The sequence below is a fragment of the Acinetobacter sp. YH12252 genome (genome assembly GCF_013417365.1).
Classification (GTDB): Bacteria; Pseudomonadota; Gammaproteobacteria; order Pseudomonadales; family Moraxellaceae; genus Acinetobacter; species Acinetobacter towneri.
The window spans coordinates 350577-365759 of the sequence record NZ_VPEA01000001.1; the positions used below are offsets into that span (position 1 = coordinate 350577).

A 15183-nucleotide genomic window follows, 5' to 3' on the forward strand; every position below is an offset into this window, starting at 1 on the left:
GAATCGTGTTATGGAACACGATTCGGTGCTTTCTTGCATTAGAATTCAAATGCACTTTATTCACAGATACTTTTATGCAAATGCTGTTGTGTAACAAGCAATCAGATCACTCATTCACCAATGGGGTTTCCACTTGGAAGTTTGGTGGAATAAGCACAGTTTTACGCAATTCAGGCGCAAGTTCAGGATAATCTAGCGTGAAGTGTAAACCGCGTGATTCCTTACGTTGCATGGCACAGCGCACAATCATTTCCGAAACTAAAACCAAATTACGCAGTTCAATTAAGTTTTTACTGACTTGATAGTCCTGATAATACTCGGTGATTTCACGTTTCAGCATTTCAATGCGGTGCAAGGCACGCTCTAAACGCTTGGTGGTGCGTACAATGCCGACATAGTTCCACATGGTTGCGCGTAGCTCATCCCAGTTTTGTAAAATCACCACATCTTCGTCAGGATTCGTCACTTGCGAATCATCCCAAGCAGGAACTTCAGGCGAGCTATAATCTGCAGTGTAATGGGCTTTAATATGTTTGGCGGCAGCCATTCCATATACAAAACATTCTAAAAGAGAGTTACTTGCCATGCGGTTAGCGCCATGCAAACCTGTATAAGACGTTTCACCAATCGCGTATAAACCAGCAATATCGGTTTGGCTATGTTCATCCACCATTACTCCGCCACAAGTGTAGTGGGCAGCAGGTACAACAGGAATCATATCGGTAGTGATATCAATGCCCAATTCCAGTAAACGTGCATACAGCGTTGGGAAGTGTTCTTTCACAAATTCTGCAGGTTTATGGGTGATGTCTAACCACACATGACGAATACCTAAGCGTTTGATTTCATAGTCAATCGCACGTGCTACAATGTCGCGTGGCGCCAATTCTGCACGCTCATCAAAACGCAGCATAAAACGCTCACCATCGGGTAAACGCAAATATGCACCTTCACCACGCATGGCTTCAGTAATTAAAAACGAACGTGCTTGAGGATGATACAAACAGGTCGGATGGAATTGGTTAAATTCCATATTTGCCACACGGCAACCCGCACGGTATGCCATCGCCATACCATCACCTGTGGCAATGTCTGGGTTAGATGTATACAGATAGGCTTTCATTGCACCACCGCAGGCAAGTGCGGTAAATGGTGCAAGGAAGCTATGCACTTTTTGTGTTTTTTCATCTAGTGCATATAAGCCTAAAGTGCGATTGCTTTCATTTAAACCTAATTTTTGCGAGGTAATTAGGTCAATCGCAATATAATTTTCAAAAATGGTGATGTTTTGCTGTTCTTGGGCACGTTGTACCAAAGTGGTCGAAATTGCGCGCCCTGTTGCATCGGCAGCGTGAATAATACGTCGCTGTGAGTGACCGCCTTCACGGGTTAAGTGCAACTGTTCTTGTTCATCTAAAGTAAATTGCACACCTTGTTTCAGCAGAAAATCTACCGAAGGTTTGCCGCCTTCTACGGTTTGCTTGACAGCATCCATTTCACATAAATGCGCACCTGCAATCATAGTGTCATCTATGTGTTGTTCAATTGAATCTGTTTCATCAAGCACTGCCGCGACACCGCCTTGCGCATAGAAGGTGCTGGCTTCAGTGAGGGTAGATTTCGCCAAAACGGCAATATTGAAATGCTGGGGTAATGAGAGCGCTAAACTCAAACCTGCACCACCACTTCCCACAATAATCACATCAAATTGATGTGTTGTGTTTAAATTAGGCATGTCCATCAGCTAATTTGAAAAAAGTTGGATAATGACACCCCTTTTTACAGAAAAAGGCAAGTGCGAAGTGGATTTGAATAATGAAAAAAAAGAATAAACTGGCAACTTTTATGGAATATCCCACTTTTATTGTGATTCGATTCCACGCTTTTCATTTCATTTATAGCACTTTGATGCGTAATTTTTGATGGGGTAAATACGAGATACTATCTCAGCTATCCTCTACAATGCCTGCCAAACCGTAATTGAAAAAGATTCAACATTTTATTACCCAAAAGCCTATTATTTTGTGCTAAATAAGGTGAGTTCAAAGTCATAATTATTATTGAGTGAATGCTATTTATGAAAAATCGCAACTTAAAAAAAGGTTTATATGCGGCTGTTTTTACTATGGCAACTGTGCAGACTCAAGCAGCACCACCAGTAGACTTTTCTAATTTGGTTGAGCAGGTCAGTCCTGCGGTGGTGAGTGTCAATGTTGTCAAAAAAATGAGTCAGGAAGAACTCTTACAACAACAAGTTCCAGAAATTTTACGCCGTTTTTTTGGCAATCAAGTGATTATTCCTCAACAGCAAATTCCACAAGAAAAAACAGGTTACGGCAGTGCCTTTTTTATCAGTAAAGATGGATACCTTTTAACCAATCACCACGTTGTTGAAGATGCTTCTAAAGTTACCATTGTACTGAATGACCGCCGTGAACTTGATGCAACTGTCGTGGGTAGTGATGAACGTACCGATGTCGCGTTATTAAAAGTGCAGGGCAGCAGTTATCCAGAACTGCGTACAGGCAATGTCGATCAATTACGTGTAGGTGAGCCTGTACTTGCGATTGGTTCACCATTTGGCTTTGACTATTCTGCATCGGCAGGAATCGTGAGTGCCAAAATGCGTAATATGATGGGTGAAACTTCAGTGCCATTTATTCAGACCGATGTGGCGCTTAACCCAGGTAACTCAGGCGGGCCACTATTTAACCAGCGCGGTGAAGTGGTCGGCGTGAACTCCCGTATTTTTAGTGGTACGGGTGGTTATATGGGCTTGTCATTCTCCATTCCTATTGATGTTGCCATGGATGTTGCCGATCAGTTAAAGCGTAACGGTAAAGTGACTCGTTCTTATTTAGGGGTGAGTTTGCAAGATATTGACCGCAATTTGGCAGAATCTTATAAACTCAGTAAGCCTGAAGGTTCATTAATTACTCAAGTTGCACCAAACTCACCTGCGGCACGTGCAGGTTTGCGCGCGGGCGATGTGATTCTTAAATACAACGGCACACCTATTTCCAGAACGTCTGAATTGTTGAACTATTTAAACCGTTCAGTGCCAAATCAAAGTATTCAGCTTGAAGTATTACGCGATGATAAACGCCGTAATATTACCGCTACGGTGAGCACAGCACCTGACGACACGCCTGCCAAAAACAACCCTGACACAGCAGCCAAAGGCCCTGTTTTAGGGGTGTCGATTCGTGATTTAAGCGTTGCAGAACAACGCCAATTAGATATTAAAGGCGGTGTGCTGATTCAGGAAGTGCGTCGTGGTGGTTCGGCAGCTCAGGCACGTATTATGCCAGGTGATGTGATTGTGCAACTGAATAACACCACCATCCAAAATGCCAACCAATTTGTTGAAACAGTATCTACCTTGAAACAAGGTACAATTGCGCGTGTGGTGATTATCCGTCAAGGGCAACGTGCGATTATTGGCATGCGTATTCAATAAGTTGATGTGGCATAAAATCGTAAATCTATCTAAAATTTAGAATCTTGCTAAACTTTAAATAGCCACTTATTTTAAGGAAGTCGCTCTTGAATTAGGGCGACTTTTTTATGTAACTCGGTATTTTTGTTAGACTAGACCGACATCGCCGTTTTAGTTAAAAGGATGACATGAGCAGCATATTTGATTTAAAAATCACCGTACAGCCAGAACATATTGATATTTTAGGGCATGTCAATAATGTGGTGTATGTGCAGTGGATGCAGGATGTAGCATCGGCGCATATCGAAACATTAGGTTTAGGGGTGCTGGAATACTTAAAACTAAAACATGCGATGGTGGCGGTGGAACATCATGTGCAATATCGTAAAGCGGCACTCGAAGGTGAGGAGCTGATTTTGCGTACATGGTTAAGTGATTTGAATGCGTTGTATTCATTCCGCCAATATGCGTTTTATCGCCCTCAAGATAAAAGTCTGCTGTTTATGGGCAATACACAATGGGCTTGTGTGGAAATTGCTACAGGTCGTCCAAAACGCATGTCACCGACATTTACGCAAGCCTATCAACCCCTTGCTGCTGATGTGAATCCGTTGGATTTTAGTGAGTATGATTCATTAAGATGAGTTGAAGCACCAAGTGTAGCGTCATTGAAAGTTGCTGCATGTTATTGCTGTCGATGTTGTTAAAGAGGGTATTCACCTGTTTCAAATAGCATGAAGTATTCTTCAATTCTCACTTTAATTACGACACACATCTCTGCATAAAAAGCCTAAAACTCTCGAATAAAAAGAAAAACGCGTGAGGCTGCAAAAGGAAGTCATTATTATGGATACATTGAAAAATCCATCTGCTATAATCCTTCGCAATTTCTATTCGGCTTTTGCTCTGCATGAATTTTGAGGTGCAGAGCGTGTTATTTTTCAAGGTAACCCATGGCGCAAGCTAAAAAAACTGTTGATATTAAAAACATCCGTAACTTTTCGATCATTGCCCATATTGACCATGGTAAATCGACTCTAGCAGATCGTTTCATTCAAACCTGTGGTGGTTTACAAGATCGTGAGATGCAAGCTCAGGTGTTGGATTCTATGGAGCTTGAGCGTGAGCGTGGGATTACCATTAAAGCCACCTCGGTGACTTTATACTACAACCATCCAAATGGTCAGGAATACCAGTTAAACTTCATTGACACCCCAGGACACGTTGACTTTTCCTATGAAGTATCACGTTCTTTGGCAGCTTGTGAAGGTGCGCTATTGGTAGTCGATGCGGCACAAGGGGTAGAAGCGCAATCAGTTGCAAACTGCTATACCGCAATTGAGCAAGGCTTAGAAGTTTTACCTGTACTGAATAAAATTGATTTACCGCAGGCAGAACCTGAGCGCGTGATTCATGAAATTGAAGAAATTATTGGTATCGAAGCGCAAGATGCACCCACCTGTTCGGCTAAAACAGGTTTAGGCATCGACAATGTATTAGAAACCTTGGTGAATGTCATTCCTGCACCACAAGGTGATCGTGATGCGCCATTGCAAGCCTTAATTATTGACTCATGGTTTGATAACTATTTGGGCGTTGTGTCGCTGGTACGTATCAAGCAAGGTCGCGTGCGTAAAGGCGATAAAATGTTGATGAAATCGACAGGTCAAACGCACATTATTACCTCAGTTGGTATTTTTAATCCAAAACATACCGAAACAGGTATTTTGGAAGCAGGTGAAGTTGGCTTTGTTATTGCGGGTATTAAAGATATTTTTGGTGCGCCAGTGGGTGATACCATCACACTCGCAACTACACCAGAAGTAGAAACCTTACCAGGCTTTAAAAAAGTTAAGCCGCAGGTTTATGCAGGTTTATTCCCAATTGATGCCAGCGACTTTGAACCGTTCCGTGAAGCCTTGCACAAACTACAAATTAACGACTCAGCTTTGTTCTTTGAACCTGAAAGTTCAGATGCTTTAGGCTTTGGTTTCCGTTGTGGTTTCTTGGGCATGTTGCACATGGAAATCGTACAAGAGCGTTTAGAGCGTGAGTACGATTTAGACCTAATTTCATCGGCACCAACGGTTATTTATGAAGCGGTGATGAAAAATGGCGAAACGGTTTATATCGACAGCCCATCAAAAATGCCTGATGGTTCAACAGTTGAAGATTTACGTGAACCCATTGCCGAATGTCATATTTTAGTGCCACAGGAATACTTAGGTAACGTCATGACCTTGTGTATTGAGCGTCGTGGTGTGCAAAAAGATATGAAATTCTTGGGTAACCAAGTGTCAGTTACTTTTGAAATTCCAATGGCGGAAGTGGTGATGGACTTCTTTGATAAATTGAAGTCATGTTCACGTGGTTTTGCGTCTTTAGATTATAACTTTGTGCGTTTTGAAAGTTCGTCACTGGTTAAGGTGGATGTACTGATTAATGGTGAGAAGGTAGATGCTTTGGCGATGATTTGTCACCGTCAAGATGCACGTCACCGTGGTATTGCCTTGGTTGAAAAAATGAAAGACTTGATTCCACGTCAAATGTTTGATGTGGCCATTCAGGCTGCGATTGGCGCACAGATCATTGCACGTTCAACTGTAAAAGCAATGCGTAAAAACGTACTTGCGAAATGTTATGGTGGTGACGTTTCACGTAAGAAGAAACTACTTGCCAAACAGAAAGAAGGTAAGAAACGTATGAAGCAAGTGGGAAGTGTTGAAATTCCACAAGAAGCATTCTTGGCTGTATTAAAAGTCGATCGCTAAAATTATAAGGATAACAAGCCCATGGATTTTGATTTTAATTTGATTCTCGTTCCTGCTACGCTGTTTTTTATTGCAGTGTGGTTGTTGGATAAATTTGTATTTAAGCAAAGAGCCAACAAAGGCCGAGGCAATGAAAACTTCATTATTACATGGGCCTATGACTTTTGGCCTGTTTTGGCGGTAGTGATGGTATTGCGTTCATTCTTATATGAGCCATTCAATATTCCGTCTGACTCGATGGTGCCAACCTTGGAAACAGGCGATTTTATTTTGGTGAATAAGTTTGAATATGGTGTGCGCTTGCCAATCATCAACAGTAAAATTATTGATGTGGGTTCACCAGAACGTGGCGAGGTAGCAGTTTTCCGTTATCCACCACAACCAAGTATCAGCTACATTAAGCGTATTGTCGGTCTACCAGGCGATCACATTGTCTATGATCATGGTCAGCTGAGTATTAATGGTGAAAAAGTGAGTAAAACACCTATTCAGTTTAGCCGCGAAAAAGACAGTCTAGATACACCTACTTCAATTTACCATCAGGAAACTTTGGGTGAGCACACTTTTACTATGCGTGAGCTGGAAGGGGTGAATGTGGCACGTCAGGCGCCATTCCTGAACTATGTAGACAATGGTAAATATTCAGCAGAAAATGGTTTATATTGGGAAGTCAAAGTTCCAGAAGGTCATTACTTCGCGATGGGGGATAACCGCGATCAAAGTGCTGACAGTCGTTTTTGGGGCTTTGTACCAGAGGAAAACCTAACAGGTCGTGCATTCTATGTGTGGATGCATAAAGAGCCTGGGTTTAATTTGCCGTCATTTAGTCGTAACGGCAAAATTGATTAATACAGCAGATTAGGAAAATAAAAAATGCGTCATCAACAAGGGGCATCCTATATTGCAATTTTAATTGCAATTATTGGTTTTGCATTTATGGCAAAAGTGGCAATTGCGGTTTGGGGACCATATTTCGATGATCGAATGTTGGACAATCAAATTGAAGAGCAATTGTTGAATGGGCCAAAAAACCTATCACCACAAAAGTTTATTGGTGAAATGGACAAGCGTTTAAGCATGAACAACATTCGCGATATTAAATTTGCAGATGTAGCTCAAGTGACCAACGTAGATGGTTTAGAAGTGAAAAAAGAATATGAAATAAGAAAACCTTTCTTATTGAATATTGATATTGTAATGAAGTTCGAGAAAAGTTTTGATCAAAGCTCAGTCCAAGCTAAATGAGACCCGTCTAGCCAGCCGAATCGGTTATCAGTTTAAGCAACCTGAATTGCTTAAACTGGCTTTGACTCACCGCTCGGTGAGTCATAAACACAATTACGAACGTCTGGAATTTCTAGGCGATTCGTTATTGGGAATGATTGTTGCCAATTATTTATATGTGGCTTATCCACATGAAAATGAAGGGCGTTTAACGCGCATGCGGGCAACACTGGTACGTCAGGAAGCCTTAGGCAAAATCGCCAATGATTTAAAGCTCAGCCAAAATTTAATTCTCAGTACAGGTGAATTGAAATCTGGCGGTCATCATCGTGAGTCTATACTGGCAGATACCGTAGAAGCGATTATTGGCGCTATTTATGTCGATAGCGGTGATTTGAATTTGCTGCAAACGATTGTGCTAAAATGGTACAGCCCTTATTTAGATCATATTGAGCCAACCGATCAACTCAAAGACCCTAAATCACGCTTACAAGAGTATTTACAAGCACGTAAAAAACCTCTCCCGGTTTACGAGGTTGTAGATATTCAGGGCGATGCACCGAATCAGCATTTCATTGTGGAATGCCGAGTCGATAGCTTACCTGTAATGAAGGGTGAAGGTTCAAGCCGTCGCTTTGCCGAGCAGGCAGTTGCGGCAGATATTTTAAAACTCTTGGAGCAAAAGTCTGAATGACCATCCATTCCGATCACGTAGATGCTGATCACGAGTCGAATAACGACGCCAATGACCTAATTAACCAATTCTTTAGCGGTCAGGGAACTGAAATTCCATCTGATTTCCGCAGTGGTTTTGTTGCGATTGTTGGTCGCCCGAATGTGGGTAAATCGACCCTCATGAACCACTTATTGGGTCAAAAACTATCCATTACTTCACGTAAACCGCAAACCACACGTCACAAAATTGTGGGAATTGATTCACGTGAAAAATCTCAGGCTGTGTTTGTAGACACACCAGGGATGCATAAAAAAGAAGTCCGTGCCATCAACAAAATGATGAACCGTGCTGCATCATCTGCTTTGCGTGATGTGAACTTGGTTTTGTTTGTGGTGGATGCACAAAAATGGACGCAAAATGATGAGTTAGTCCTAGAAAAGCTGAAAAATGCAGAAATGCCAGTGATTCTGGTGATTAACAAACTCGACACTTTTGAGAATAAAAATCAGGCTTTGCCGATTATTCAAGAACGTGCCAAGTTAATGAACTTTGCCGAAATTGTACCTGTATCGGCATTGCGCGGCGCGAACCTAGATCATTTGCGTGACACGATTGAACGCTATTTGCCATTCCAGCCACCGTTGTATTCGCTAGATCAAATCACAGACCGTTCAGAACGTTTCTTGGCATCTGAAATTATCCGTGAAAAGATCATGCGCCAATTGGGCGAAGAACTGCCTTACGATTTAACCGTGCAAATCGAATCATTTAAAACTGAAGATGCGGTTTTAAATGAAAAAACGGGTCGTATGAAAGCACCATGTACCTATATTGATGCCACTATTTTTGTAGATCGCTCTGGTCAAAAAGCCATTGTGATTGGTGAAAAAGGCGCGAAGCTGAAAAAAATTGGTATGGATGCACGGGTCGACATGGAAAAAATGTTCGAGCAAAAAATCATGCTGACGCTTTGGGTGAAAGTCAAAGGTGGTTGGTCTGATGATGAACGTGCATTAAAAAGCTTAGGATATAGCGATATCTAAGTTTGACGAAAAGGGAACTGTGATGATGAAAGTGTTGGCCATTGTGGCATGTATGTTTGTCTTGCAAGGTTGTATTCACAAAGTTGTGACAGTTCCCGTAAAAGTTGCCTACAAAACTACAAAGGGTGTGGTGAAAGGCACTGCTGCTGTAGTTGGTGCTGTCATTCCAGATGGTGATGACGAAGAAAAATCCAAACAAGAATCCTCTAAAGAACAGGATTAATTGACGCTATCATGCGTAATGAAATCTTGCATGGTTATTTAATCCATCATCGAAAATACCGCGAACGTAGCCATATTGTGCACTTGTTTACCCGCGAACATGGGCGGGTCGATGGTATTTTAAGACAAATGCCACCGCCACAATATCAACCGATTCGCATACAAGCTTCGGGAAAATCAGACCTTAAAAATTTCACCAAGCTGGAAATTGTCAATCAACCGGTTTTCTTCTTTGGTGATGCATTTTTTTCAGGCTTTTATTTAAATGAAATCGTGTTGCGCTTGTGTTCTGCCGAAGTGGAAATGCCTGAAACCTTTGTGCAATATCATCAGACTTTGGCGCATTTACAACACTTATCTAGTCAAGAAAACCCCAATCTATTCTTAAGACAAATTTTGCGTCAGTTTGAACATGCTTTATTGGAAGAATTAGGCTATGCGATTGATTTTTCAGTCAATGCGAACCAAGAGCCGATTCAGCCCAATATGCATTATCATTTTCAATTGAATGATGGTTTTATTCCTACTGCACAAGCTTCACGAGCCAATTTGCTTGGCGCACAGATCCTCAGTATGTGCGACTATGAAAAAGGTAGGGATTTTAACCCAGAACAGTTACAATTACTGTCTCGGCTGTATCGACAAATGATTAGTTCACTGTTGGGTGATCGACCTTTAAAAAGTCGCCAATTGTGGATTCAGAATTCTCAAACCCAAGCGTAATGTAGGAACCTATTATGGCTTTACTCGGTGTCAATATTGACCATGTGGCAACTTTAAGACAAGCGCGTGGCACGAACTATCCAGACCCTGTGAAGGCCGCATTAGTTTGTGAACAGGCGGGTGCAGAGGGGATTACTTTGCATTTGCGTGAAGACCGTCGTCATATTCAGGATGATGATGTGCGTCGTATGCGTCCGTTGCTAAAAACTCGTATGAATTTGGAAATGGCAGTTACTGAAGAAATGATCGAGTTTGCCAAAGAAATTCGTCCACAGCATGTATGTTTGGTACCTGAGCGCCGTGAAGAAGTCACCACTGAAGGTGGTTTGGATGTAGTAGGCAATTTTGCAGCAGTTAAGGCCGCTACTCAGGAATTAACAGCAATTGGCTGTGATGTGTCACTGTTTATTGATGCAGATCTTGCACAAATTGATGCGGCCGTTGCATGTGGTGCACCGACCATTGAAATTCATACAGGCGCGTATGCCAATGCAGAAAATGAAGCTGCACAGCAAGCCGAATTGACCCGTATTGTTCAGGGCGTAGAATATGCAGCTAGCCGTGGCTTAGTGATTAATGCAGGGCATGGCTTGAACTTGGACAATGTAGGTGCAATTGCCGCTATTCAACACATCCATGAGTTAAATATTGGTCATGCTTTAATTGGTGATGCTGTATTTGTCGGCTTGGAACAGGCTGTTAAACGCATGAAAGCTGCGATTGATGCAGCGCGTTAATCTGTATATTTGAAATTGAAAGATAAAATTTGAAACGTTATGTCCAGCATAAATTATGATGAATTGATGCAGCCTGTAATAGCATTTTTAGGCTGTGAAACACCTAAAGAATGGTTGAATGAAGCATTAAATAATTTAGATATTTTGATGCAAGATCATGCCAACTGTGAGAAAAAAGCAGCAGGCACAGCCATGAACTTGATGTTTCGTTATAGCTTTTTTACCGATTTACAGGTCAAACTTGCACAGTTGGTACGCGAAGAAATGCTGCATTATGAGCAGGTGCTAGAGTTCATGGCAAAGCGCGGGCAAACGTGGCAAGGTTTAAGTGCAGGGCGTTATGCAGGTGGTTTACGTAAAGAAATCCGCACCTATGAACCCGAAGCATTGATTGATGTTTTGGTGATTGGTGCCTTTGTAGAAGCACGTTCATGCGAGCGGTTTTATGCGCTAGCACCACTGGTGGATGAAGAATTAGGTAAGTATTACCGTTATTTGCTTAAATCAGAATCACGTCATTATGAAGACTATTTAGCACTGGCTTTGGATGTTGCAAAAATGGAAAAACTGAAAAACCCTGAAGAAGATATTCAGGGACGAATTCAGCATATACGTGAAGTGGAAAAGAATCTGATTTTAAGTCCAGATGATTTGTTCCGTTTTCATAGTGGCGTGCCTGTGCAAGCCGCTTAAAACTTGTAGATGATCTAAGATAGAAAACGGAACTTCGGTTCCGTTTTTTTATCAATCAAGTTATTGCTTAGGTATTTTGATTGTGGATTGTTGCCTAAGTCACTTAGAAATGATCAAGGCTAAGATTAGGAATTACATTAAGCTGAATTGCCCAAAACAGTTACATTCATCTTTTTGAACGATTAAGGCATGAATCGCTGCTTGGTTATTTACAGACCACATCATCCATAAATTTTAGGCAATAAAAAACCCAAGTCGTTATGCTTGGGCTTTTTAGAATTTGGCTCTCCCACCTGGGCTCGAACCAGGGACCTGCGGATTAACAGTCCGTCGCTCTACCGACTGAGCTATGGGAGAATCTGAATGCGATTATAAGCAGATTTAAGCAAGGGTCAAGCATAAATTGTCATGTTTCTTTCATTTTGACTTTATATGCTTTTTATTTGAACAAAAAACAAAATTTTATTAAAAAATCACCCACAAGACTTGCGTTACACAAAATCGGTTGTTAGTCTGAGTGACAGAACAAAGCGTTTAAGTAGCATCTTAAACAGTGTGGATTTAACCCAACTTGCCAGCACTAAAATGGCTAAATCGGAGTAAGCGAATGAATACGCTCAGCATTTCTGACATTTTTTCTCAATTTTCTTATTATCAAGAACATTATCTTTCTATCTTGTCTACGCCTGAACAATACTACACTGCTGTAGAAGGCGCGTTTATTCATGTCTGGCCTTTGGCACCTCAAGATTTGTATTTGGGCGATTTATTGCAGTTGTGGTTTAGTGAAAAATGGCTCATTCAATCGACCTGCCAATTGCTTTCAGACCATCCAGACAACGGCACAAAAAAACCATTGCAGCGTGATCATGATTTGTATTTGTACCAACTGGCGGGCAGCGCGCTTTCGGGGAGTAACCGTTCACGCGTGTGGTCTGTGTCTGAACAAGAACAATTGCGTGTAGAATTAGACTTTACTTTTCGCTATTTATGTGAATATAAAGGAACATCTCAACCTACAGTGTCTAAATCAGAACTGATTACTGCGTTGAAAAACAGTGTTTAATCTATGATGATTGATCATTGCCAGCCAAATAGATTTGCATTGAATCGAGTTAAATGACTCGCACCAAAATAGTGTTATAAACTGCGATAAAAATTTGCGAACAGCTTGAAAAGGATATTCAGCCGTGTGGATTAAAATATGCATTGCCATGCTCGCATTTGCTGCAAATTCTTTGCTGTGTCGTTTGGCATTGGCTGAACAGCAAATTGACCCTATGAGTTTTAGTTTGCTCAGGGTTGGCAGTGGGGCAGTGTGCTTAGGCATATTCTATGCTGTTTTGCAGGTTCAACAACCAATTCAATTCCAATGGAAATCTGCACTCAGCCTTGCTGTATATCTGCTCGGTTTTTCGTTGGCATATTTGCATATAGATGCAGGCATTGGTGCATTGATTCTATTTGGCGCAGTGCAAATCACCATGATCAGTTATGCGATTTTGCATGGTGAGCGCATGACTTTGCCGCGCTGGGTCGGGTTAGGTTGTGCTATATTGGGGATGGGTTTGTTGCTATTGCCTGAAGCCAGTACGCCAACGTTCAAATATGCATTGATGATGTTACTGGCAGGTATTGCATGGGGTTTTTACAGTATTGCTGCAAAGACGATGCAGCATGCTTTAACCAATACTCTATCTAATTTCATTCTGGCGACACCACTTGTTGCTGTATTTTTTCTTTGGCATTTACCTGAAAGTTTTATCACTTGGCAGGGTGTGGTTTTGGCAGTGTTGTCGGGTGCATTGGCTTCGGCTGGCGCGTATGTGTTGTGGTATAGCATTGTGAAAAAAATTGATCACATTACCGCAAGTACTGTGCAACTTTCTGTACCGTGTTTGGCGATTTTAGGCGGTGTGATTTTTTTAGGTGAACAACTCACCCTGTTGATGGTCGTGGCAACCTTGATTGTGTTGTGTGGTATTTTGATGGTGATTTTAACTAAACCACGTGTATAAAACCGTTTAGATTGCAGCGGGTTTGGTCTTTTATTGAATTTCTTATATCTATCAAGAAATGATTGTGAGGCTTTTTTAAAGCGTTGTTTGTGATCTCTCTCCTCAGAAAGAAGGGGAAATAGTGAGTGAAAAAACGCAATTAAAAACAAAAACCCACGATTCAATCGTGGGTTTTGTTCATCTAAACAGGTTTAGATTATTTTGCAGCTTTTTCAGCTTCGATTGAAGCAATCGCTTCATCTACACCTTCAATTGATTCAGCAGCTTTTTTGATACGTGCAAGCGCATCTACAAGTACTTCGTCTGCAGTTGCATAAGAAATACGCATGAAACCGCCTAAACCGAACGCATCACCAGGAACAACGGCAACACCAGTTTCTTCCAATAACCAAGCAGAGAATTCTGTGCAAGATTTTAAGCCTTTCGCACGAATCAATGGTTTGATGTTTGCATACGCATAGAATGCGCCATCTGCAGGTAAGCAAGAAATACCTTTGATGTCATTCAAACCATTTACAACTAAGTCGTGACGGCGTTTGAATGCTTCAACCATTGGCTCAAGTACGTCTTGTGGGCCGTTCAATGCAGCTTCTGCAGCAACTTGCGAAATAGAAGTTGGGTTAGAAGTCGATTGAGATTGAATTTTCTTCATCGCACCAATTAGTTTAGCAGGGCCCGCTGCATAGCCAATACGCCAGCCAGTCATTGCATAAGCTTTAGACACACCGTTTAATACGATTGTGCGGTCATAAAGGTCTGGTGCAACTGTTGCGATGTTATAGAACTCATCATCCCAACGGATTGGTTCATACATATCGTCAGATGCAATGAATACTTCAGGGTATTTACGTAGTACAGCAGCCAAAGCTTCTAATTCAGCTTTGGTGTAGATCATACCTGTAGGGTTAGATGGGCTGTTTAACACCACTAAACGTGTTTTGTCAGTGATCGCAGCTTCTAATTGTTCAGGCGTGATTTTGAAACGTTGTTCTTCACCACATTCCACAATGACTGGCACGCCTTCAGCAATAATCACCATATCTGGATAGCTTACCCAGAACGGTGCAGGGATAATCACTTCATCACCCTTGTTTAACAAAGCCAACGCCAAGTTAAAGAATGATTGCTTACCACCACAAGACACCAAAATTTGGTTCGCTTGGTAGTCAAGATTATTGTCACGTTTTAATTTTGCGATAATGGCTTTTTTAAGACCAGGCGTACCGTCAACAGCAGTATATTTTGTAAAACCGTTATTAATTGCTGCAATAGCTGCATCTTTGATGTGTTGTGGTGTATCGAAATCCGGTTCACCTGCACCCAAACCAATAACGTTATGACCCGCAGCTTTAAGTTCAGCGGCTTTATTGGTTACTGCAAGTGTTGGGGACGGTTTGATGGCATTGACACGATCAGAGAGACGTACGTCCACGGCATATTCCTTCTTATGGGGATAAAAAAAATAAAAAGCATATTATCTTAGCTTAAATTCGATGTCTGCGTCGTTTAAAATTGCATCAAATTAATAAAAAATCACCAAATTAGACCAATTTCCTATGAAATCGTGATTAAAACTGCTGTGAGGTGGAAGTTTCTCGCATCGGGCGGCAAAAAACTTTAAAATAGTCCAAATTTTA

Annotated in this window: 15 protein-coding genes and 1 tRNA gene; 13 read left to right on the forward strand and 3 right to left on the reverse strand. The window is 41.5% G+C overall.

Annotation, left to right across the window (positions count from 1 at the left end):
* Window positions 1–106 precede the first annotated feature (106 nt).
* The gene (gene nadB, locus FTV28_RS01725) at window positions 107–1741 is read right to left on the reverse strand and encodes an L-aspartate oxidase (protein WP_179989302.1); all 1635 of its coding nucleotides are present in this window, start codon (window positions 1739–1741) and stop codon (window positions 107–109) included.
* A 336-nt stretch (window positions 1742–2077) separates the two neighbouring features.
* Between nadB and FTV28_RS01730 the strand changes: the two genes are divergently transcribed.
* From FTV28_RS01730 to FTV28_RS01780, 11 genes are all read left to right on the forward strand, one after another.
* Window positions 2078–3460 (forward strand): Do family serine endopeptidase, encoded by a 1383-nt coding sequence (locus FTV28_RS01730; protein WP_131261155.1) that lies wholly within the window; start codon window positions 2078–2080, stop codon window positions 3458–3460.
* 167 nt (window positions 3461–3627) lie between these two features.
* Window positions 3628–4083, forward strand: a complete 456-nt coding sequence (locus tag FTV28_RS01735; protein WP_004971726.1) for a thioesterase family protein — start codon at window positions 3628–3630, stop codon at window positions 4081–4083.
* Between the two features lie 309 nt (window positions 4084–4392).
* Window positions 4393–6210 carry a translation elongation factor 4 gene (gene lepA / locus FTV28_RS01740; RefSeq protein WP_167845908.1) on the forward strand — a complete coding sequence of 606 codons (1818 nt, stop codon included), beginning with the start codon at window positions 4393–4395 and terminating at the stop codon, window positions 6208–6210.
* A 21-nt stretch (window positions 6211–6231) separates the two neighbouring features.
* The gene (gene lepB / locus FTV28_RS01745; RefSeq protein WP_167845909.1) at window positions 6232–7059 is read left to right on the forward strand and encodes a signal peptidase I; all 828 of its coding nucleotides are present in this window, start codon (window positions 6232–6234) and stop codon (window positions 7057–7059) included.
* Between the two features lie 24 nt (window positions 7060–7083).
* A complete protein-coding gene (locus tag FTV28_RS01750; protein ID WP_004971723.1) occupies window positions 7084–7455 on the forward strand; it encodes a DUF4845 domain-containing protein in 372 nt (123 codons plus the stop codon).
* Window positions 7427–8128 carry a ribonuclease III gene (gene rnc, locus FTV28_RS01755; RefSeq protein ID WP_179989303.1) on the forward strand — a complete coding sequence of 234 codons (702 nt, stop codon included), beginning with the start codon at window positions 7427–7429 and terminating at the stop codon, window positions 8126–8128. The genes FTV28_RS01750 and rnc overlap by 29 nt, the downstream gene beginning before the upstream one ends.
* A gap of 2 nt (window positions 8129–8130) precedes the next feature.
* The gene (era, locus tag FTV28_RS01760) at window positions 8131–9153 is read left to right on the forward strand and encodes a GTPase Era (RefSeq protein ID WP_171062564.1); all 1023 of its coding nucleotides are present in this window, start codon (window positions 8131–8133) and stop codon (window positions 9151–9153) included.
* Between the two features lie 22 nt (window positions 9154–9175).
* Window positions 9176–9376, forward strand: a complete 201-nt coding sequence (locus FTV28_RS01765) for an NF038104 family lipoprotein (protein WP_019837686.1) — start codon at window positions 9176–9178, stop codon at window positions 9374–9376.
* Window positions 9377–9384: 8 nt separating this feature from the next.
* The gene (recO, locus tag FTV28_RS01770) at window positions 9385–10098 is read left to right on the forward strand and encodes a DNA repair protein RecO (protein ID WP_179989352.1); all 714 of its coding nucleotides are present in this window, start codon (window positions 9385–9387) and stop codon (window positions 10096–10098) included.
* Window positions 10099–10109: 11 nt separating this feature from the next.
* Complete coding sequence (pdxJ, locus tag FTV28_RS01775) at window positions 10110–10835, forward strand: pyridoxine 5'-phosphate synthase (RefSeq protein WP_026438307.1); 726 nt, start codon at window positions 10110–10112, stop codon at window positions 10833–10835.
* Window positions 10836–10874: 39 nt separating this feature from the next.
* Window positions 10875–11528 (forward strand): tRNA-(ms[2]io[6]A)-hydroxylase, encoded by a 654-nt coding sequence (locus FTV28_RS01780; protein WP_179989304.1) that lies wholly within the window; start codon window positions 10875–10877, stop codon window positions 11526–11528.
* Window positions 11529–11809: 281 nt separating this feature from the next.
* Here FTV28_RS01780 and FTV28_RS01785 read toward each other — a convergent pair.
* A tRNA-Asn gene (locus tag FTV28_RS01785) sits at window positions 11810–11885 on the reverse strand.
* A gap of 250 nt (window positions 11886–12135) precedes the next feature.
* Here FTV28_RS01785 and FTV28_RS01790 point away from each other — a divergent pair.
* The gene (locus FTV28_RS01790) at window positions 12136–12594 is read left to right on the forward strand and encodes a hypothetical protein (protein ID WP_179989305.1); all 459 of its coding nucleotides are present in this window, start codon (window positions 12136–12138) and stop codon (window positions 12592–12594) included.
* A gap of 124 nt (window positions 12595–12718) precedes the next feature.
* Window positions 12719–13546, forward strand: coding sequence for a DMT family transporter (locus tag FTV28_RS01795; protein ID WP_179989306.1), 828 nt, complete (start codon window positions 12719–12721; stop codon window positions 13544–13546).
* A 196-nt stretch (window positions 13547–13742) separates the two neighbouring features.
* Here FTV28_RS01795 and FTV28_RS01800 read toward each other — a convergent pair whose 3' ends face one another.
* Window positions 13743–14978, reverse strand: a complete 1236-nt coding sequence (locus FTV28_RS01800; RefSeq protein WP_004971708.1) for a pyridoxal phosphate-dependent aminotransferase — start codon at window positions 14976–14978, stop codon at window positions 13743–13745.
* Window positions 14979–15183 lie beyond the last annotated feature (205 nt).

Bases quoted from the DNA above. Each gene is read 5' to 3' on its own strand.
- FTV28_RS01765 (WP_019837686.1), top strand. From the start codon at position 9,176: ATGATGAAAGTGTTGGCCATTGTGGCATGTATGTTTGTCTTGCAAGGT.
- FTV28_RS01750 (WP_004971723.1), top strand. From the start codon at position 7,084: ATGCGTCATCAACAAGGGGCATCCTATATTGCAATTTTAATTGCAATT.
- FTV28_RS01730 (WP_131261155.1), top strand. From the start codon at position 2,078: ATGAAAAATCGCAACTTAAAAAAAGGTTTATATGCGGCTGTTTTTACT.
- FTV28_RS01735 (WP_004971726.1), top strand. From the start codon at position 3,628: ATGAGCAGCATATTTGATTTAAAAATCACCGTACAGCCAGAACATATT.
- lepA (WP_167845908.1), top strand. From the start codon at position 4,393: ATGGCGCAAGCTAAAAAAACTGTTGATATTAAAAACATCCGTAACTTT.
- lepB (WP_167845909.1), top strand. From the start codon at position 6,232: ATGGATTTTGATTTTAATTTGATTCTCGTTCCTGCTACGCTGTTTTTT.
- nadB (WP_179989302.1), bottom strand. From the start codon at position 1,741: ATGGACATGCCTAATTTAAACACAACACATCAATTTGATGTGATTATT.
- FTV28_RS01790 (WP_179989305.1), top strand. From the start codon at position 12,136: ATGAATACGCTCAGCATTTCTGACATTTTTTCTCAATTTTCTTATTAT.
- FTV28_RS01780 (WP_179989304.1), top strand. From the start codon at position 10,875: ATGTCCAGCATAAATTATGATGAATTGATGCAGCCTGTAATAGCATTT.